Source organism: Stappia sp. 28M-7, from assembly GCF_014252955.1.
GTDB lineage: Bacteria > Pseudomonadota > Alphaproteobacteria > Rhizobiales > Stappiaceae > Stappia.
On record NZ_JACMIA010000001.1, the window covers coordinates 3090614 to 3109813 of the forward strand.

At 68.0% G+C, this 19200-nt stretch carries 20 protein-coding genes and 1 tRNA gene; 6 read left to right on the forward strand and 15 right to left on the reverse strand.

What is annotated here, in order from left to right; all coding sequences use genetic code 11:
* Positions 1-2: 2 nt before the first annotated feature.
* Together devC and H7H34_RS13700 are read right to left on the reverse strand one after the other, a co-directional pair.
* Positions 3-1190, reverse strand: a complete 1188-nt coding sequence (gene devC, locus H7H34_RS13695) for an ABC transporter permease DevC (RefSeq protein ID WP_209006221.1) — start codon at positions 1188-1190, stop codon at positions 3-5.
* Positions 1187-2422, reverse strand: coding sequence for an HlyD family efflux transporter periplasmic adaptor subunit (locus H7H34_RS13700; RefSeq protein WP_185925519.1), 1236 nt, complete (start codon positions 2420-2422; stop codon positions 1187-1189). The genes devC and H7H34_RS13700 overlap by 4 nt, the downstream gene beginning before the upstream one ends.
* Before the next feature lie 61 nt (positions 2423-2483).
* On the opposite strand from H7H34_RS13700, the gene H7H34_RS13705 reads away from it, so the two are divergent.
* A complete protein-coding gene (locus tag H7H34_RS13705) occupies positions 2484-3152 on the forward strand; it encodes a TetR/AcrR family transcriptional regulator (RefSeq protein ID WP_185925520.1) in 669 nt (222 codons plus the stop codon).
* A 21-nt stretch (positions 3153-3173) separates the two neighbouring features.
* On the opposite strand, the gene H7H34_RS13710 is transcribed toward H7H34_RS13705, so the two are convergent.
* Positions 3174-4031: an endonuclease/exonuclease/phosphatase family protein gene (locus H7H34_RS13710; RefSeq protein WP_185925521.1), complete on the reverse strand. Its 858-nt coding sequence runs from the start codon at positions 4029-4031 to the stop codon at positions 3174-3176.
* A 152-nt stretch (positions 4032-4183) separates the two neighbouring features.
* Here H7H34_RS13710 and H7H34_RS13715 point away from each other — a divergent pair, with 152 nt between their 5' ends.
* Complete coding sequence (locus H7H34_RS13715) at positions 4184-5071, forward strand: hypothetical protein (RefSeq protein WP_185925522.1); 888 nt, start codon at positions 4184-4186, stop codon at positions 5069-5071.
* A 62-nt stretch (positions 5072-5133) separates the two neighbouring features.
* Entirely contained in the window at positions 5134-5529 is a 396-nt protein-coding gene (locus H7H34_RS13720) for a hypothetical protein (protein WP_185925523.1), read from the forward strand.
* A 94-nt stretch (positions 5530-5623) separates the two neighbouring features.
* Here the strand turns inward: H7H34_RS13720 and H7H34_RS13725 are convergent, their stop codons facing one another.
* The 4 genes from H7H34_RS13725 to H7H34_RS13740 form a co-directional block, all read right to left on the reverse strand.
* Entirely contained in the window at positions 5624-6418 is a 795-nt protein-coding gene (locus tag H7H34_RS13725) for an ATP12 family chaperone protein (protein ID WP_185925524.1), read from the reverse strand.
* Positions 6418-7110: an HAD-IA family hydrolase gene (locus tag H7H34_RS13730; protein WP_120267433.1), complete on the reverse strand. Its 693-nt coding sequence runs from the start codon at positions 7108-7110 to the stop codon at positions 6418-6420. Before H7H34_RS13730 ends, H7H34_RS13725 begins: the two co-directional genes overlap by 1 nt.
* A gap of 3 nt (positions 7111-7113) precedes the next feature.
* A complete protein-coding gene (locus H7H34_RS13735) occupies positions 7114-8124 on the reverse strand; it encodes an RluA family pseudouridine synthase (RefSeq protein WP_185925525.1) in 1011 nt (336 codons plus the stop codon).
* Between the two features lie 127 nt (positions 8125-8251).
* On the reverse strand, positions 8252-8854 hold the full coding sequence (locus tag H7H34_RS13740) for a TetR/AcrR family transcriptional regulator (RefSeq protein ID WP_185925526.1): 603 nt from the start codon (positions 8852-8854) through the stop codon (positions 8252-8254).
* A gap of 146 nt (positions 8855-9000) precedes the next feature.
* Here H7H34_RS13740 and H7H34_RS13745 point away from each other — a divergent pair, with 146 nt between their 5' ends.
* Positions 9001-9399 (forward strand): RidA family protein, encoded by a 399-nt coding sequence (locus H7H34_RS13745; RefSeq protein WP_185925527.1) that lies wholly within the window; start codon positions 9001-9003, stop codon positions 9397-9399.
* Positions 9400-9425: 26 nt separating this feature from the next.
* Here H7H34_RS13745 and crcB read toward each other — a convergent pair whose 3' ends face one another.
* The 5 genes from crcB to H7H34_RS13770 all read right to left on the reverse strand — a co-directional run bounded on the left by crcB (position 9426) and on the right by H7H34_RS13770 (position 12521).
* Positions 9426-9812, reverse strand: a complete 387-nt coding sequence (gene crcB, locus H7H34_RS13750) for a fluoride efflux transporter CrcB (RefSeq protein ID WP_185925528.1) — start codon at positions 9810-9812, stop codon at positions 9426-9428.
* A 109-nt stretch (positions 9813-9921) separates the two neighbouring features.
* Complete coding sequence (locus H7H34_RS13755) at positions 9922-10350, reverse strand: VOC family protein (protein WP_120267428.1); 429 nt, start codon at positions 10348-10350, stop codon at positions 9922-9924.
* A gap of 37 nt (positions 10351-10387) precedes the next feature.
* Positions 10388-11800 (reverse strand): magnesium transporter, encoded by a 1413-nt coding sequence (mgtE, locus tag H7H34_RS13760; RefSeq protein ID WP_185925529.1) that lies wholly within the window; start codon positions 11798-11800, stop codon positions 10388-10390.
* A 241-nt stretch (positions 11801-12041) separates the two neighbouring features.
* Positions 12042-12128, reverse strand: a tRNA-Leu gene (locus tag H7H34_RS13765).
* 126 nt (positions 12129-12254) lie between these two features.
* Complete coding sequence (locus H7H34_RS13770; protein WP_067216448.1) at positions 12255-12521, reverse strand: FliM/FliN family flagellar motor switch protein; 267 nt, start codon at positions 12519-12521, stop codon at positions 12255-12257.
* A 125-nt stretch (positions 12522-12646) separates the two neighbouring features.
* Between H7H34_RS13770 and lipB the strand changes: the two genes are divergently transcribed.
* Positions 12647-13357 (forward strand): lipoyl(octanoyl) transferase LipB, encoded by a 711-nt coding sequence (gene lipB, locus H7H34_RS13775; RefSeq protein WP_185925530.1) that lies wholly within the window; start codon positions 12647-12649, stop codon positions 13355-13357.
* Between the two features lie 152 nt (positions 13358-13509).
* Positions 13510-13878 carry a dihydroneopterin aldolase gene (folB, locus tag H7H34_RS13780; RefSeq protein ID WP_185925531.1) on the forward strand — a complete coding sequence of 123 codons (369 nt, stop codon included), beginning with the start codon at positions 13510-13512 and terminating at the stop codon, positions 13876-13878.
* Here folB and H7H34_RS13785 read toward each other — a convergent pair.
* From H7H34_RS13785 to H7H34_RS13795, 3 genes are all read right to left on the reverse strand, one after another.
* Entirely contained in the window at positions 13853-16345 is a 2493-nt protein-coding gene (locus tag H7H34_RS13785) for a patatin-like protein (protein ID WP_185925532.1), read from the reverse strand. The two genes, folB and H7H34_RS13785, sit on opposite strands and share 26 nt — an antisense overlap.
* A gap of 69 nt (positions 16346-16414) precedes the next feature.
* Positions 16415-17728: a replication-associated recombination protein A gene (locus tag H7H34_RS13790; protein ID WP_185925533.1), complete on the reverse strand. Its 1314-nt coding sequence runs from the start codon at positions 17726-17728 to the stop codon at positions 16415-16417.
* A gap of 28 nt (positions 17729-17756) precedes the next feature.
* Positions 17757-19193: a DegQ family serine endoprotease gene (locus tag H7H34_RS13795; protein ID WP_185925534.1), complete on the reverse strand. Its 1437-nt coding sequence runs from the start codon at positions 19191-19193 to the stop codon at positions 17757-17759.
* Between the last annotated feature and the right edge of the window lie 7 nt (positions 19194-19200).

A 19200-nucleotide genomic window follows, 5' to 3' on the forward strand; every position in this document is an offset into this window, starting at 1 on the left:
GATCAGAACAGCTCCGCCGGATTGGCCCGCGCCAGCCGCCGCGTGGCGATGGCGCCCGAGAGCGCGCACATGGCGAGCGTGCCGAGAAAGACCAGGACCGGCCGGCCGGCGGGCATGAAGATCGGCAGGCCGGTGCCGGCGGCGACCGCCGCATAAAGGCCGAGCGCAACCAGCACCCCCGGCACGAAGCCGAACAGGGCGAGGATGAACGCTTCCTCGAAGACGATGCCGAGGAAGAAGCGCTGCGGATAGCCCATCGCCTTGAAGGTCGCGTATTCGCGGATGTGGTCGGCAACGTCGGTGGACAGCACCTGGTAGACGATGATGACGCCGACAAGGACGCCGATCACCACGCCGAAGCCGAAGACGATGCCGACGGGCTTTTGCGTCGTCTGGAAGCGCTGGTCGCGGGCGGCGGCCTCGTCCAGCGTCCACACCGCGCTGTCGGAGGCCGGCAGCGCCGCGCGCAGGTCCGCAAGTACCGCCGTCAGGTCGGCGCCCGGTGCAAGGCGCACCAGCACGTAGTTCGGCGCGCCCGGCAGGCGGGCGGGGAACAGACGCAGGAAGGTCTGGTCGGAGACGACGAGATAGCCGTCGGCGGAAAAGCCGCCGCCGATCTCGAAGGTGCCCGTCACCGTGATCTCCCGGCCTCGCGTCTCGAAGCGATAGGGCGTGCCGGCCTCGATGCCGGCGAACAGGTCGCCCGGCACGTTGCGGGTCTTGCTGTCCATCAAGGCGGTGTCGGGCAGCATCAGGCTCTCGGCCTGGCGGGCGAGCAGAGGATCGCTGAAGGGCGCGCTGGTCGGGTCGATGCCGAACAGGTCCATGGTGCGGATGGTGCCGTCGGGCTGCTTCCAGTCGATGCGGCCGTAGTAGAAGCCGGTGGCGGAGGCGACGCCCTCCACGGCAAGCGCCTGATAGAGCCGGTTGCGCGGCAGCGGGCTGCCGTCGAACAGGGTGTTGGCATCGGAGGCGGAGACGAGAATGTCGCCGTTCAGCACCGTGTAGGGCAGACGGATGCTCTCCACCAGCGCCCCGAGAAAGCCGAGCTGCATGAAGATCAGCACATTGGCGAAGGCAACGCCCGACAGCGCGGCGGCCAGGCGCCCCTTGTTGTGCACGAGTTGCAGCCAGCCGATGGGCAGCCGGCCGAGCAGCGCGGTGAGCATGGGAGTGAGCGGGCCGGTCACGTGCCCTCCCCCGTGCTGATGCGGGCGGTGACCTGCAGGTTGGTGAAGCGGCGCACGCGGGCGATGTCTGCCGGCTCGATGGCGACATAGACCTTGATCACGCGCGCATCGGTGCGCGCGGCCGGATCCGCGCCGGTCGCGGTCTGGCGGCCGACATCCCAGCCGATCCGCTGGACCTTGCCCGCAATCGTGCCGTCGAAGGCCTCGCCGGTGATGGCGACGGCATCGCCCGTCTTCACCGCGCCGATCCGCGACTGGTAGATCTCGATCTCGGCCATCATCTTGTCGATGTCGCCCATGTCGAGAATGCCGCGCTCGCCCGGCCTTTCGCCGGGGCGCACATGGATGTCGAGGACGACGCCGCCGGCGGGCGCCAGAACCTGCGAGCGCGCAAGGTCCGCCTGCGCCAGGGCAAGGGCGGCCTGCGCGGCCTCGATGTTGCGCAGGGCAACGGCGATATCCGCCTGGGCATCCGGCGTGTCGGCGAGGTAGCGCCCGAGCGTTGCGCGCGCGCTTTCCACTTCCTGCTCCGCCGCGTCCGATCTTGCGACCGCATCGTCATGGGTGGCGCGGGTGACATGGCCGCGGGCGAGAAGCTCCTGCGAGCGCGCAAGGTCCCTGCGCGCGGTGGCGGCGGCTACCTCGGCCCGCTGGAGCCCGGCGCGCGCCTCCTCCCGGCTGGCGGCGACGGAAACCCGCTGGCGGGCCAGCTCCGCCTGGCGCTGGCGCACGGCGGCCTCAGCCGAGGCAAGGGCTGCCAGAAGCTGCGGACGGTTGTCGAGCTCGGCCAGTGGCTGGCCCTGCGCGACCGCCTCGCCCTCCGCCACCAGCAACCGCGCGACACGGGCATCCCCCGCCCCGAAGGGCGGGGCGACGGTGACGACGAACCCGTCGGGCAGCAGGCGGCCGAGGCCGAAGACGGCAGTGGTCTCCTGCACCGTTGCCGCAGACATCGACACGCGCGGTGCGCCCGTATCGACGGCCGCGAAGGGCAGGATCCCCCGCGCCTGAAGCGCAGCGCCAGCGGCAATGCCGCCGCCGATGAGAACCAGCCCGAGCGCAAGACTACGCAGGCGGGAGAGGATCGGCCATAGTCGCCGGCGGGACGCCCCGGAGCGCGGCGACTCGCGCCGCACCACCGCCAGCGGCAAGTCGGACGTCTCGCCGGACGATGCGGCGGGGTGCGAAGGTTCGGCTCGACCGCCCGCAGCAGGGCTCGAGGTTGAGGACATGACACGATCCTGTTAATGACTGGAAAGTCATTAACAGTACGCAACGGGAAGTGCAAGGACGATGACGCAGAGCGATTCCGCCGCGGAAACACCGAAGCCCCGGCGCCGGCGCAAGGAGGCCAGGCCCGGCGAGATCATCGATGCGGGACTTCAGGAGTTTGCCGAGAACGGCTTTGCGGCGACGCGGCTGGAGGATGTCGCCAAACGCGCGGGCGTCGTGAAAGGCACGATCTACCGCTATTTCTCCAGCAAGGAGGAACTGTTCGAGGCCGCGCTCGCCTCGCGCATCACCCCCTTCTTCGACGATGTGGCGGGGCTGGTCGCGGCCTATCCCGGCTCGTCGGAAGAGCTGGTGCGCACCGCCCTGCCGCGCATCTACAAGGCGCTGTTCGAGGACGGGCTGCACGTGTTGATGCGCATCATCATCACGGAAGGCGGGCGCTTTCCCGCGATTGCCGAGCTGTACCATCGCCGCGTCATCAGCCGCGGCCAGGAGGTAATCGCCGCCCTCGTGCGCCGGGGGGTGGAACGCGGCGAGTTCCGCCGCAGCGCGCTGACCGACCTGCCGATCGTCGTCGTCGCTCCGGCGGTGATGACCATCGTGTGGAAGATGACCTTTGACCGGTTCGAGCCGATCGAGACCCGGCGTTTCCTCGCCGCCCATGTCGACATGGTGCTGGAGGGCCTGCTGGCGAAGGACAAGGGCGAGCCGCCAAGGGCGGGAGGCTGACGGACGCGGGGCAAACGCGGCTCACGCCACCTCTTCGTCCCAGTCCATCTCGTCGGCCTTGTCGTAGCCGTCCATGTTCCACACGGCGTCGTACTGGATCGGAGCGTGGTCGTTCTCGTCCCAGCCGTCATACGGGTGCATGGGAGGATCGGCCCGGCTCACCGTCACGCCGCCGTTGTGCCACATATAGTCGAGCACCGACGAGTTGTACCGCGCGCCCCGCGACTTGAAGGTCGCGGGCATACCGGGCGGTCTGCGCTCCCATCCCCACATCGCAAGCTCGCGCTCCGTCTCAGCCGGAAAGGCCTTGTAGGGGATGTTCATGTCGCCGATCAGCACCGCCCGTTGCCGATAGTTCCGGTAAAGGTAGATGCAGCTCTCCAGAATCTCCTGCCGCGCAAGATCGCGGCGCGCCGACTTGGCGTGCAGCCCTCCCACGACCAGCGTCCCGCCTTGCAGGACGATCATCGGCCGTACCCAGTCGCGCTCCCAGTAGAATTCTACGCGGTTCCCGAGCCCGGTCAGTTCCGGGAGGCCGTCATTCCAGATCGCAATGTAGTTGCAGGGACCGACCCGGCCGCCATTGCCCTCGAACCAATGGAAGGAGCCCTGCATGTTGCACCGTCGCAGACCGAAACTCCGGCTGAGCCGTGTCGCCAGCGTCCGGGCGAAGTCTTCGCCGCCGGTTCGCCGCTGCGCGACCTCCGCAAGGATCAGTACATCGAACTGCGAGACCGAGAACCAGCTTTCGATGGTCCGCATCACGTAGTTGCTGCGCCGAAGCATCTGGCTTTCGAACACCGCCTGCCCCTCTTCGGGCAGCACATTGTGCTTCTCGATGTTCCAGAAGCCGACAGTCAGATAGTCCCGGCCGCGCATTCGCAATCCCTCCGAACGGTCAGAAGCTGCCGGCCAAGAAAATCATCCGCACCCGTTAATTGCAACAGTATGAAATACAATTTTTGATATTGAACACCTCCGCACCCCTTGATAGCGTTCCGTAACGTTTCAGCCAGAAGGTGTGCCCTCAAATGAAAGATCTCTACGCCCGGGCCCTGACCAACCAGCTCTACGCCGCCGAGACGGACACTGTCGTGACCGTACAGGTCTACAACAACCTTCCGGTGAAGATCGCGGTCTACAACTCGACCAGCACCGGAGCGCGCCAGCTTCTCGGCCATATCTCGCCGGGCTCCAACGCCCCCGTCACCGGGACCGATGGCGACTATCTGGTGATCGCGTCGGCTCTCAGCGGCAGCTTCATCAGCGCCTATGCGCTGAACACCAGCGAGAGCAGCTACACGGTCGACAATTCGGTGCTGACCTCGCCGAACAATATCGGCTCGATCCCCGTGCCGACCACCGATGTGCTGGTGCCGGTGAACTCGCCGCTGGTGATGGTCGCGATCTCCACCATCACGCCGGACGGATCGACCACCAACTACATCACCCGCGAGCAGTACTGGAACCTGCAGGGCGACAGCTACAGCCTGAGCGTCGGCGAGAGCCGGACCGTGAGCTACACGGTGGTTTCCGGCCGCCAGACCACCTCCTCGACCCAGGACACCGTCGGCGCCAGCATCGGCGTCGACGCCCATGCGGGCTGGGGACCGATCTCGGCCGGCATATCCGCCAGCCTGAATGCGGAATCGACGACCTTCCAGCAGGTCACGGTCAACGAGCAGAACACGTCCTACATGTCCGACACGGTGACCAATTCCGGCACCGACGACCTGGCGGTGCTGCGCTGGCAGATGACGGACGTGATCACGATCTTCTCGCCGAGCTACCAGCCGCTGGCCTCCATCGTCAGCGGCCTGAACCCGATCATCGTCAAGAGCTACAATATCTCCGACCTCATCGCGCCCGAGGTCCCGGCGGATGTCATGATGCGCAAGATCCCCGTCGCCATGGGCTGAACGACCGCCGCCGGCCTCCGAACCGGCGGGCCCGCCCCGTCCCTCAAGCAAGGACCGCCAACATGAGCTGCTGTGATGCCAGCCTCGTCAAGATCGTCAATAACTCCGGCACCGACTTCACGGTCACCGCATCCGACGGCGTGGTCGGCAACCTGCATGACCTGGACAAGGGCACGACCATCGCCAACCAGGGCAGCGCCAGCGGCACCGCCTATTCCAGCGGCGGCACGGAAGGGAACTGCTCGGGCTATGTGACGGTCACCACCTCCAACGGCAGCTATTCCCTGACGCTGAACTACGCCTTCACCGCGGCCAACAAGCGCGGCTCCTGCCCCTGCACCGCCACCTCGCAGGATCAGGTGACGAGCGCCAACTACGTCGCCACCGCAGTGGCGACGACCGGCTCCAGCGACGGCACGGCCAGCACCGTGTGGACCATCACCACCCAGCTCACCTAGGCGCAAGGCCGCACGGCACAGCGCCCGAATGCTGAAAAGGCCCGCCGGAGCGATCCGGCGGGCCTTTTCATGGTCTGCTGATGCAGGCGGGCGCTCAGTCGAGGCCGCGGCCCGCGCAGACGTTCAGGATCAGCGCGGCCGCATCGAAGTCCCGGCGGCGCGAGGCGCGCAGCGCAGCCGCTTCCGGGTCCTCGCCCCAGTGCTCGATGTTCCAGTCCTCGTCGACGAAGGCAGCCGCCCAGGCCTCGTCGGCCGACAGCTCGCCCTCCATCAGCGCTAGCGCCAGCAGCGCCGAGCCGCTCAGCGTCGTTGCCACATGCAGCGCCGCAAGCGGCAGGGGCGCAAGCGGCGACAGCGCCTCGCGGATGCGCGCCAGCAGCGCCGCGTCCTGGCGCACCGGCATGACGCCCTCCGCCAGCACGAAACGGCCGCCGAACCGCGCCTCGGCCCAGGACAGCACCGGCCCCCAGATGGCGTTCTGCCGCTCGACCAGCGATTGCGGGGTTTCCGCCCGGTAGAACAGCAGATCGTTGCCGGCATAGGCGGCGACGTCGTCGGCGACCTCCCCGGCCCGCTCCGGCACCGCATCGATGGCCACATTGGCGATGCGGGTAAGCGGCATGGTGGCGGGATCGATCTCCTTGCCCTGCGCGTCCCATTCGCCGGCGATGCCACGGGCGATCTCTTCCTCGGCAAGCGCCAGAAGGTTGCGCCCCGTCGTCTTCACCGGGCGTCCGTCGAGCTGCACCGCGTGCAGCCCGTCGTCCTGCCGCGCGACCTGCACCTCCTTGTAGAAGCGCTTGGGCAGCTCGCGGCGGGACAGGGCCCTGGCGCGCTTGACCGGATCGACGGTGCTGCCGGCCTCGATATCGCTCAACAGGTCGCGCATCACGCAAGCTCCCTTTCTTCCATGTCGCCCCAGCCGAGCAGGGTGCCCAGCGCCGGTACGAGCTCGTCGAAACGGTCGAGAATGCGCGCCGCGCCCGCCGCCTCCAGCCGCGCCCGCGGATGGTAGCCCCAGCTGACGCCGAGCCCCGCAACGCCGGCCGCGCGCGCCATCTCCATGTCGAAGCCGGTATCGCCGATCATCACCGTGCGCGCCGCCTCTGCCCCCGTCTCCGCCATCGCCTGCAGGATCATGCCCGGATGCGGCTTGGACGGCGCCTTGTCGGCGGTCTGGATGGTGATGAACCGCCCCTCCAGCCCGTGGCTTTCCTGCATGTGGTGGACGCCGCGCATGGCCTTGCCGGTGGCGATGCCGAGCAGCACGTCGTCGCGGGCCGAAAGCGCGTCGAGCGCCTCGCGCGCGCCGGGATAGAGCGGATCGTGATCGAGCCCGGCAAGCCGGCGGGAGACCTTGGACTGGCGATAGGCCTCCGCCATCGCCGGCACCAGATGATGATGCTCGGGCGCCGCCAGCTGCCGGAAGGCCACTTCCAGAGACAGGCCGACGATCGAAAGACCCGCCTCGCGCGAGGGCGGTGCGAGACCGACGGCCTCGAACCCGACGGCAAGGCCGTGCAGGATGGTGTCCTGGCTGTCGACCAGCGTACCGTCACAATCGAAGATGACCAGATACAGGGCCTACTCCTCCGGGTCGTTCGTCTCGGGGTCGTACTGCGAGGCATCGAAGCCGAGCAGGTTCCAACTCTGCTGCATATGCGGCGGCAGCGGCGCCGAGACATCGATGGTGCCGCGCCCCGAAGGATGCGGAATGACGATGCGACGGGCATGCAGATGCAGCTTGTTCTGCAGGCCGCCGGGGAACTCCCAGTTCTCGATGTTGAAGTATTTCGGATCGCCGACGATGGGATGATGGATATGGGCGGTGTGGGCGCGCAGCTGGTGCGTGCGGCCGGTGATCGGCCGCAGCGAGACCCAGGACACCTTCGGCCCGGCATTTTCCACCACCGAATAGAGCGAGACGGAATGCTGTGCCTCGTCCTCGCCGTGGCGGGCAACGCGCATGCGCTCCTCGCCCTCATCGCGGGCCAGATAGGTGGACACGCGGCCCTGGCGCGGCTTCGGCACGCCGGCGACCAGCGCCCAGTAGATCTTGCGGGTCTGGCGGGCGCGGAAGGACTTGGCCATCTCGGACGCGGCCTTGCGCGTCTTGGCCAGCAGCAGGATGCCGGAGGTCTCGCGGTCGAGCCGGTGGACGAGACGGGGCTTCTCGCCCTTTGCGTCGCGGAACGCCTCGAGCATGCCGTCGAGATGGCGCGTCAGGCCGGAGCCGCCCTGCACGGCAAGGCCCGCCGGCTTGTTCAGCACCATGACCTCGCGGTCCTCGTAGAGGATCATCGCCTCGACCGCCTCACGGTCGCCGGCCACCAGCTTGCGCGGCTTGGGCTTGGCGTTGGCACTGTCCTTCGCCGCCACATGGGCATCGACGGTGAGCGGCGGGATACGCACCACCTGGCCGGTGCCGACGCGGGTGGAGGTTTCCGCGCGCTTGCCGTCGACGCGCACCTGGCCGGTGCGCAGCAGCTTCTGCAGGTGGCCGTGGCCGAGCCCCGGATAGTGGGTCTTGAACCAGCGGTCGAGCCGCATGCCGGCCTCGTCCGAGGTGACGGTCTTCTGTTCGATACCGGACATGATGCTTCCCGTTGCAGGAAAGGGCCCGCGCGCTGATCGCAGCTGCTCGCCCCGCCCCTTTTTCAAGCGCCCTACCTAATCCCGACGCCGCCCGAGGGCAAGCGCAGCATGGTGCCGGCGCAGCGCTTCACTGCCCGTCCCTGCCCCGCAGCAGCCCTTCCGACATCGCCTGGAACGCCTCGACCGCCCGCGGCAGGGCGGAACGCGGGTCCTCGCTCGCCGCGACCCAGAGCGCTGCGTTGAGCGCGGCACCGCTCAGCAGCCGCGCGGCGGCGTCCACATCGACAGGCTTCATGACGCCGGCCTCGACCAGCCGGGCGACCGTCTGGCGGGTGCCCTGCAGGCAGGCATTCTGGCTCGACCATTGCGACGGGTCGCCGAGAAACGCGGGCCCGTCCAGCAGCACGATGCGCTGGACCTCCGGATCCAGCGCCATCTCGATATAGGCGGCCCCTTCCGCAAGCAGCCCCTGCCACGCATCGCCGAGCCCCGCCCCGACCGCCTTGGCCCGGGCGGCCATCTCGCCGTCGACCTGGGCAACGACGGCGGCAAGAAGCCCCTTCTTGTCGCCGAAATTGTGGTAGAGCGCGCCGCGCGTCAGGCCGGCCTCCGCCGTCAGCTCATCCATCGAGGCCGCAGCGAACCCCTTCTCGGCAAAGGCCTTCCGCCCCGCCGCGATCAGCTTCGCGCGGTTTTCCTCCATCGTCTCGGCACGCCGTCTTGGCGCCATCACCCGCACTCCATCCAGATCCGGAGTGCATGCCAGTTGACATACGCTCCGTATGTGAAATTATACATACGAAGCGTATATCAAATTCCCGCGCTCCGGTCAGCCCCGCAACGGGCGACCGTCACGCCAGCAAAAAGGCCGCCATCATGACCACCCCCACCCCCGTCTTTCCCGAAAACCGCCATGCGCTTTACGAAGCGCACGGCTATTCCGCCGCCATCCGCTCCGGCGACCTTCTCTTCGTCTCCGGACAGGTGGGCAGCCGCGAGGACGGCTCGCCCGAACCCGACTTCGCCGCGCAGGTGCGCCGCGCCTTCGCCAATCTGGAGGCGACGCTTGCGGCAGCGGGCTGCAGCTTCGCCGATCTGGTGGACGTGACCACGTTCCACACGGACCCGGAGGCCCAGTTCGCGACGATCATGGAGGTGAAGAACGAGATCTTTCCGAAGGCGCCCTATCCGAACTGGACGGCGGTCGGCGTCACCTGGCTCGCCGGCTTCGACTTCGAGATCAAGGTGATCGCCCGCATTCCGGCGAAGAACTGACGCCGAACGCGCGAAGAGCGGCAGGATCAAGCGGCCGTCAGCGTGCGCATCACCATCAGCCCGGCGAACAGCGCGGCAACCGACACCACGACAGAAACGGCGGCGTAGAAAAGCGCCGTCGTCGCCTCGCCGCGCTCCCACAGGGTAACGACGTCGAGCGAGAAGGCCGAGAAGGTGGTGAAGCCTCCGAGAAAGCCGGTTGCAAGGAACAGCCGCAGGCCCGGCCCCACCCCGTCCGGGCGCGAGGCGAGCCAGCCCACCAGCAGCCCCATCGCCAGCGAGCCGACCACGTTGACCGTCAGCGTGCCGGCAGGAAAGCCGGGGCCGAAGGTCCTGAGCGCGGCGAGATTGACGAGATGGCGGCCGGCCGCTCCCAGTCCGCCGCCCAGCGCCACCAGAAAGAGGTGCTGCATACCTAGAGCCCTTTCGATCAATTCGCAGTCAATTCTGCTTCTCGACTGGGGCGGCGATCCGACGTCGAAACGGTCGCCGCGCGGTGCCGTAGCATCGGCCAAACGGGCTCTACCCCATGAAATTCGCCCAGAGCGGCGGGGCCGCGAACTCCACCACGTTGCCGTCCGGATCGTCGACATAAAGGCTGGTGCCGCCGGCCGGCCAGGTCACCTCGCTGCGAAGGGGAACACCGCAGGCGGCAAGATGCGCGCGCCACGGATCCAGCTGATCGGCGGTGATGCGGAAGGCGAAATGGGCCGGTCCGTCGCTGTGATGGCCGGGAATGACGCCGCCGTCGGTCTCGACATCCTCCGCGGTATGCCCGCGCGCGAAGACCAGCAACGTCTCGCCGGGGCCCGCGTCGTAGGCACAAAGGCGATCGCCTCCCACCATGCGCTCCAGCCCGATGACGCCCGCGTAGAAGGCGTGCGCCTTTTCGAGGTCATCGACATAGACGGCGGTTTCCAGGATGCCCTGAAGCGGCGGCGGTGTCGGCATGACGATTCCTTTCAATCCTATGCCGGGCCACAGTGCCTCAAAGCGGCAGGCCGAACCAGAGCGCCGCGATGCCGAGGAAGGCGAAGAAGCCGATGACGTCGGTGACCGTGGTCACGAAGACGCTGGAGGCAATCGCCGGGTCGACGCCCGCCTTTTCCAGCGCCACCGGAATCAGCAGTCCCGCCACACCGGCGAAGAACAGATTGATGGTGATGGCCATGGCAATGACCACACCGAGGCCCGGATTTCCCGACCACAGGGTCGCGCCGGCGCCCAGCAGGACGGCGAGCGTCATGCCGTTCAGGAACGCCACCAGCACCTCGCGTCGCAGCACGCGCAGCATGTTGCGCGCCGTGAGCTCGCGGGTGGCCAGCGCGCGCACCGCAACGGTCATGGTCTGGGTCGCCGCGTTGCCGCCGAGGGACGCGACCACCGGCATCAGCACCGCCAGCGCCACCATCGCGGCAATCGGCGCCTCGAAGAAGGAAATCACCGTGGCCGCAAGGCCGGCGGTGCACAGGTTGACCAGGAGCCAGGTCAGGCGCGAGCGTGCCGTCACCAGCACCGTATCGGAGATTTCCTCGTCGCCAAGGCCGGCAAGACCGCGAAGGTCCTCCTCCGCCTCTTCCTGGATGACGTCGACGATGTCGTCGATCATCAGCATGCCGACCAAGCGGCCAGCATCGTCGACGGCGGCGGCGGAAACGAGGTTGTAGCGCTCGAAGGCCCGCGCCACGTCTTCCCGGTCGTCGGTCGCCTTGAAGGTCTGCGGGTCCTCCGTCATGATTTCGGAGATCTTCGTCGCCCGCTTGGTACGCAGGATCTTGTCCAGCGGCACCGAGCCGATCAGGCGGAAGCCGGGATCGACCACGAAGATCTCGTGGAACGTGTCCGGCAGGTCCTCCGTCTCGCGCATGTGGTCGATGGTCTGGCCGACGCTCCAGAACGGCGGTACGGCGATGAAGTCCGTCTGCATCAGACGGCCGGCCGATTCCTCCGGATAGTCGAGCGAGCGCTGGAGCTGGATTCGGTCCGAATAGGGCAGCTGTTCGAGAATCGCTGCCTGGTCCTCGGCATCGAGGTCTTCCAGAATGTAGACCGCGTCGTCCGAATCGAGTTCGCCGATGCCTTCGGCAAGCGTATCGGAGGGCAGATTCTCCAGAATGGAGAGGCGGACGGCCTCGTCCAGTTCGGTCAAGGTGGCGTAGTCGAACTCGTCGCCCAGCAGCCGCACCAGCGGGACCCGATGGTCGGCCGGCAGCGCCTCGATCAGATCGGCGACATCCGCCTCGTGCAGATCGCCGGCAAGGCCGATCAGGGCGGGCGTATCCTCGGCGGCGATTCCCGCCTCGATCAGGGCAAGGAAGTCGGCGCTGATGCGCCCGTCCTCGTCACGGACGGCCGGAATCTGGACGGTTTCGGGAATGTCGGTGTGGTCGGCCTCGGTCACGCAAGTGCCCCCTCTCGCCTGCCGCAAGGTTTGCCCGCCCGCCGCAGAATGAAACCCGTCGCCCTTCCTTGAGAAAGACGCCCGAACCCAGTCCTAACATGGGAATTGCGACAATGCTGCGCCGCATCCGATGATTTCGCAGTTGCTCACGGCGAAAATCGGGCGAGATCTGCCTTCACGAGGATTTTTATAGGCTGGAGAAAGACACAAAAAAACCCGGCATATCTGCCGGGTTCTTTTTTGGTGCGGTCGAGAAGACTCGAACTTCCACGGGTTTTACCCCACAGCGACCTCAACGCTGCGCGTCTACCAATTCCGCCACGACCGCTTGTCGTTTCCGCTGCGCTCCATCGGCTCAGCGGAGCCCTCGTCTAGCAAATAGGTTTTTCCCGCGCAAGCGCTTTGCGACAGGATATTCACAAGGGGAAAGTTGCACGTCGCCCCAAGGGCAGTATCACAGAGCTCCGCTCATCCGCGCCGGGCGAGCCTCGGGCGGGCGCATCAGGACCTCGGTGACGGAAACGCCGACCCGCTCGCCCTGCAGAACGACCTGTCCGCGGGCAATGGGAATGTTGTTGGCGAGGATCTGGACGTCGTCCTCCTCGCGCGACATCAGCTCGATCACCGCGCCGCGGCCCATGCGCAGCAACTGGTGAATCGGCATCTCGGCCTTGCCGAGAACGACCGAGATCTCGATGGAAATATTATCGAAAGTACCCATATGACCACCGGACCGATGTCGCTTGGCAATGCTGTCGGCTTCATTCTATACGGGCCGGGCCGATGCCGCCCCGTCCGCCGACCTTGGCGGGCGTCTGGTTAACAAACTCCTAACGGGCTTGCAAAATGACAGAGCGTGCGGAACTGGCCGGCTCCTTCTTCCCCAGCGCCGGCTCTCCCCCCGTCGAATGGGCGATCAGCGACGAGCCGGTCGCCTACGACGTCGCGCTGGAAGAGATGGAGCGGCGCGTGACCGGCATCGCCGAGGGCACGATGGCCGAGCGGGTCTGGCTGCTGGAGCACCCGGCGCTCTACACGGCCGGCACCAGCGCCAAGGACCAGGACCTGATCGCCCCCGACCGCTTCCCCGTGCACAAGACCGGGCGCGGCGGCCAGTTCACCTATCACGGCCCCGGACAGCGGGTCGCCTATGTGATGCTCGACCTCAAGCGCCGCCGGGCAGACGTGCGCGCCTTCGTCGCCGCGATGGAGGACTGGGTGATCGGCACCTTGTGGGAGCACCATGTGCGCGGCGAACGGCGCGAGGACCGCGTCGGCGTGTGGGTGCCCCGCCCGGACAAGGGCACCACCCGGGAAGACAAGATCGCCGCCATCGGGATCCGCATGCGCAAGTGGGTCAGCTTTCACGGCCTGTCGCTGAACGTGGACCCGAATCTCGAGCACTTTTCCGGCATCGTGCCCTGCGGCGTCACCGAGCACGGCGTGACCAGCCTCGTCGATCTCGGCCTGCCGGTGACCCTGGCCGATGTCGACATCGTGCTGCGGCGCTGCTTCGAGGAACGGTTCGGCCCGACCGTATCGGTTCCCCCTCTGTAAGCCGCCCTCCCCCTGGCGACGACGAGATGCCGCGGAACTGCACCCCCGCCATGCCGGTTTGAGCGATTGCGATTGCCGGCCGGCTGGCCTACCCATGCCGGCAACCAATTCCGGCGGACCCGACGGGCCGCCACAGACCAGCGAGCCCTTCCATGGACGCCATCCACCTCCAGGACCTTGCCTTCTACGCCTTCCACGGTGTGCACGAGGAAGAGGCGCGGCTCGGCCAGCGCTTCATCGTCGACCTGACCTGCCGGCTGGACCTCACCGCTCCCTCGCTCAGCGACCGCTACGAGGAGACGGTGTGCTACGCGACGCTGACCAGAACCATCGAGAAGGTGGTCACCGGGTCGCGCTACAAGCTGATCGAGCGGCTGGCCGGCGCCATCGCCGATGCGGTGCTGGAGGCCGAAGGCCGGATCCGCGAAGTGACCGTGCGCGTGCACAAGCCCGGCGCGCCGCTGCCCATCGCCGCCGGCCGCGTCAGCGTCGAGATCACGCGGACGCGGACAGAGAGCTGATCTTCTCGCCCGCCTCGGGCGCGGCCCCGGCCGCCTCCGTGGCAAGCATGCGCTCCACCTCGGCCAGCAGGTCCGGCACCAGACGGGCGTCGGCGACCAGGCGGCCATCCTCCTCCCGCAGGATCGCCAGGAACACCTCGCGCCGGATCGCGGCCAGCGCCTGCGGATCCACATGCACGATCGGAGCGGCGGCGCGGGTTGCCATCGTCATCAGCCGATCGGCCGCCGACAGCCGCCCCCACAGATAGTCGTGCTCCCGCCAGCGGCGGTTGAAGAACGCGCCGAAGGCGTTGAGGTTGTTGCCCTTCAGCTTGACGCCCTCGGGCCGCAGCGAATGCGGGTCGGACGGGCTGATGCGGTCGATCAGGATCTCGTTGTATTCCGAGCTTGCAAGCCGGCGCAGCACCGGCAGCGTGACGAGATCGTAGAAGGCGAAGCCGATATAGGCGGCCACGAGCGGCAGGCGCAGCGGCTGCGGCAGGTAGCTGTAGGCCATCACCGAGAAGGCGTCGTCGCAAAGCTGGTCGAGATCGGCCAGCCCCATGCGGGTTGCGAGCTGGTCCAGCACCTCGCCGATGGTCTCGACATCGTCCGGGGCACAGGCGGCGAGCCGGGCTGCTGCATCGGCCGTCTCCGCACCGTAGAAGCTGACCAACCAGCGCTGGCCGAGATGATCGACCTGTTCGTAGAGCGTGCTCTTGAGCTCGTCCATTTCCGCCGGACGCAGCTCCATTTCCGCGCCCGCCGCACGGTAGAGCCGGTTCAGCCGGCGGATCACGAAGCGCAGCCGGCGGGTTCGGTAATCGACATCGAGACCGCGCAGGAAGCGGATGATCGGCTGCGGCGTCGGCCCCTCGACCCCGCCATGGCCGGAGGCCGCCTTAGCGTGCTGGCGCGCCAGCCAGGTCTCGATCCGCATTTCGCAGTCGCGCGGACTGGTCACCGTTCCGCCCACCGTCCCGGCCCGCGCCGTCGCGAGCTGGGCCAGCAGGTCCGACACCCGCGTCACCACCCCGGACAGCTTCAGCCGCTGGTAGCCGTGATAGGCATAGCCCGCCGAAGCGTGGGCGCGCTGGTTGGCCAGCATCCGGCAGCGGGTGAGCTCGGGAACCGTCATCGGCCGGTCGAGATCGGCACGCAGGATCGACGCCACCTCCCGCTCGACGACCGGCTCGGCCGCGGCGATCACTTCCGCCACCTGGCGGACGTCGCGATTGTACTCCTCAACCTGCTCCAGCGCGTCGCCGATGGGCTCGTTGCGCGGGATATGGGCGAGCGAGGCCAGGATGACGCGGAAGAAGCCGGGCAAACTCCCCTCCCCCGCGCCAAGTGCTTCCTCCGCGACGCCATGGCCATTGCCGGGGGCCGGCGCCTCGTCCTTGCGGCCGAGGACATTGGCCATCGGGTCGACATAGACGATGCGCCGCACGACCTCGCGCGCTGCAGGGCGTCCGGCAATCGCCTCGATCACCGGCTGGAACGGCTTGTTCATGACGACGCTGCCGTCGACCAGGATGCGGGCCTCGGCAGGCGTCTCGCTGCGCCCGAAGGCGCGGTGCAGGAAGATGCCGCGCAGCGGCCAGCTCTCGCCGCGCGCCTCAAGCACGCGGTCCATCTCGCCCACCGTCATCGGCGGAAAGGCCCCGGGAAAGGCGGAGGTCGCCCGCGCAGAGAAGATGAGGTCGGGAATACGTGCATCCGTGAAGTCGGAGACGATATTGCCATTGCCCCGGCTGCTGGCGGAATAGCGCAGGATCAGCCGGTGCTCCGTCTCCTCCACCTCCACCGGATCGTCGATGGCAAAGCGCCGCCTCTCGCCGTGGAAATCCGTCACGGTGACGAAGAGATCCAGCGACTGTCCTTGCGGGATGAGCGAGTGGGGCGCGCCTGGCGAGCTGTCCGGCCGCATCCCCTTGGCCGCATCCAGCATCCAGCCGACATAGCGCTCGCCGGAAAAGGGCGGCGTGAACCAGCGCGCCTGCATGAACTGGCGCAGCTTGGTGCGCGTCTCCGGGTCGCCGAGCTCGGACTTCAGCGCCATGCCCACCAGCCGGTCGAGGACCGGGGCAATGGAGCCCTTGAGATAGCGGCTGAGGCCGACGGGCTCGTTGGACAGCCGCGTGACATCGGCATTTTCCAGCCAGAGGTCGCGGTGGCCGTCGAGGGTGAGATTATGCGCCAGCGCCCGCGCCAGCATCACGCCGTTGACGCCGCCGGCGGAGGCCCCCGCAATCACGTCGACGACGACCCGCAGGTCCAGCGCCGGCGCGAACAGCGCCAGAAACCGCTCGTAGACCTCGGTGCTGGTCTCGTCGCGCGCGGACGCCCCGGCCCCGGCTCCGTTCGCCTCAAGACGCCGCGACGCCCGCACCAGGTTCAGGAATTCCCGCGTGATGCCGTGCATGTAGACGGCAAGGGAGACCCCTCCGTAAAGCACCAGCGCCAGACGCAACTCGATCTGTTTCATGGATCCTACCGGAACAGGACGCCGCCGCCATGGTCCGCCTGTTCGCCGCAAAGCGCAATGGGCAAGCTGTCAGGAGCGCCCGCCGCGCTCCCGCCGAAGCTTGTCCCAATAGTCGAGGCGCTTGCGCAGCTCGCGCTCGAAGCCCCGCTCGGGCGGGTCGTAGAAGCGCTGGCGGCCCATCGCTTCGGGAAAGTAGTCCTGCCCCGAGAAGGCGTCCGGCTGGTCGTGATCGTAGGCGTAGCCGTTACCATAGCCTTCCGACTTCATCAGCTTGGTCGGGGCGTTGAGGATGTGCTTGGGCGGGGCCAGCGAGCCGTGCTGCTTGGCCGCGCGCATCGCCGCCTTGTAGGCGACATAGGCGCCGTTCGACTTTGGCGCCGTCGCCAGATAGACGACCGACTGCGCCAGCGCCAGTTCGCCCTCCGGCGAGCCGAGCATCTGGTAGGCATCGCGCGCCGCATTGGCCTGGACCAGCGCATTGGGGTCGGCAAGGCCGATATCCTCGACCGCCATGCGGATCAGCCGCCGGGCGAGGAACAACGGATCCTCGCCGCCGTCCAGCATGCGGCAGAACCAGTAGAGCGCCGCATCCGGATCGGAGCCGCGCACCGACTTGTGCAGCGCCGAGATGAGATTGTAGTGGCCGTCGCGCGACTTGTCGTAGACTGGGGCCCGGCGCTGCACCAGCTCCTGCAGCCGCTCTGCATCGAAGGTCTCCCCGCCGCGCGCGGCGCGCCAGACGTCCTCGGCCAGCGTCAGGGCGGCGCGTCCGTCGCCATCGGCCATGCGCAGGAGCGCGGCGCGCGCGCCCTCATCGAGCGGCAGGGGCCGCCCCTCCTCCGCCTCGGCACGGGCAAGCAGGCGCTCCAGCGCCTCGCTATCGAGCGTGCGGAAGGTGAGCACATGCGCCCGCGACAGCAGCGCGGCATTGAGCTCGAAGCTCGGGTTCTCGGTGGTGGCGCCGACCAGCGTCACCGTGCCGTCCTCCATGACGGGCAGGAAGCTGTCCTGCTGGGCCCGGTTGAAGCGGTGGATCTCGTCGACGAAGAGCAGCGTCGCCTTGCCGGTGAGGCGCGAGGCGCGCGCGGCCTCGAACACCTTCTTCAGCTCGGCAACGCCGCTGAAGATCGCCGAGATCTGCTCGAAGCGCAGGTCCGTCGCATCCGCCAGCAGCCGGGCCACCGTGGTCTTGCCGGTGCCCGGCGGCCCCCAGAACACCAGCGAGCCGAGCGATCCCGTCTCCAGCATGCGGGTCAGCACGCCGTCGGGGCCGAGCAGGTGATCCTGCCCGACCACGTCGGAAAGCTGCGCGGGCCGCAGCCGGTCGGCAAGCGGCCGCCGGGTCTGCGCCCCGAGCCCTGCGGACTGGAAAAGATCGCTCATGGGGGATGCCTTGCCCTCGCCTCTCGCCTCAGCCCCGCAGCGCGATCCGCAGGACCCGGCCGCCGCGCCGGATCTCCAGCCGCCACACGCCCGGATCGCTGCCGGCGATGCGCTGCAGGGTACGGCTGGAATCGACCGCGCGCCCGTTGATCGTCTGCACCACGTCGCCGACCTGCAAACCGACACGCGCCGCCGGCGAGCCCGGCTCGACCTTGGCGATGACGACGCCCGTGTCGAACCCGTCGAGCCGCAGCTCCTCGGCAACGGCCGGCGACAGGTTCATCACCGTCGTGCCGGCGAAGGGCGAATAGTCGGAAATCTCGCGCGCATCGCGCGGGGTCGTCTCCGGGGCCGCCTCCAGCGTCACCTCCAGCTTCACCTCGCCGCGCGGCCGCAGGACCGTCAACGTGGTGGTGGAGCCGAGCGTGCGGGTGGCAAAGCGATAGCCGAAGCTGTCCGGATCGGTCACTTCCGTATCGCCGACATGGGTGATGAGGTCGCCGACCTTCAGCCCGGCCCGGTCCGCCGGGCTGCCGTCGCCGACCACGGTCACCAGAACGCCGCTCGGACGGTCGAGGCCGAGCGCCTCGGCGATCTCCGCGCTGACGGTCTGCAGGCTGGCACCGAGCCAGGGCCGGCGCACGCGGCCGTCATTCTCCGCCGCATCGACGACGAAATGCACCATGTTGGAGGGAATGGCGAAGCCGATGCCGTTCGACCCGCCGGAGCGCGAGAAGATCGCCGTGTTGATGCCGACCAGCCGGCCATCCATGTCGACCAGCGCACCGCCGGAATTGCCCGGGTTGATGGCCGCGTCCGTCTGGATGAAGAACTGGTAGTCGGAGACCCCCACCCGGGTGCGGGCCAGCGCCGAGATGATGCCCTGCGTCACCGTCTGGCCGACGCCGAAGGGATTGCCGATGGCCAGTACGATGTCGCCGACGGCGAGCTGGTCGGAATCGGCGAACTCGATATGCGGGAAGGTTTCGGACGCATCCCTCACCCGCAGGATGGCGAGATCCGTGCGCTCGTCCTTCAGCACGATCTCGGCGTCGAACTCGCGCCGGTCGGCCAGCGCCACCCGCACCGCGTCCGCCTCGGCGATCACGTGGTTGTTGGTGACGATGATGCCGTCGGCCGACACGATGACGCCGGAGCCGAGCGAGGACTGCACGCGCTCGCGCGGGCGGCCCATGTCCTGCCCCGGCCCGCCGAAGAAGCGCCGGAAGAACGGATCGTCGAAGAAGGGCGAGACCGGCCGGCTCTGCACCGTGCGGCTGGCATAGACGTTGACGACCGCAGGCGCGGCCTGCTGCACCACCGGCGCGAAGGACAGGCGCAGCTCGGCCGCATCGCGCGGCGCTGTCCGCTCCTGGGCGCCTGTGCTGGAAACGCCGGCGAGCGCAATGAGAAGAACGGTGGCAAGCGCGAACGAAGCGCGGCCTGCGAGGGTGTAGACGGACATCCCTGGA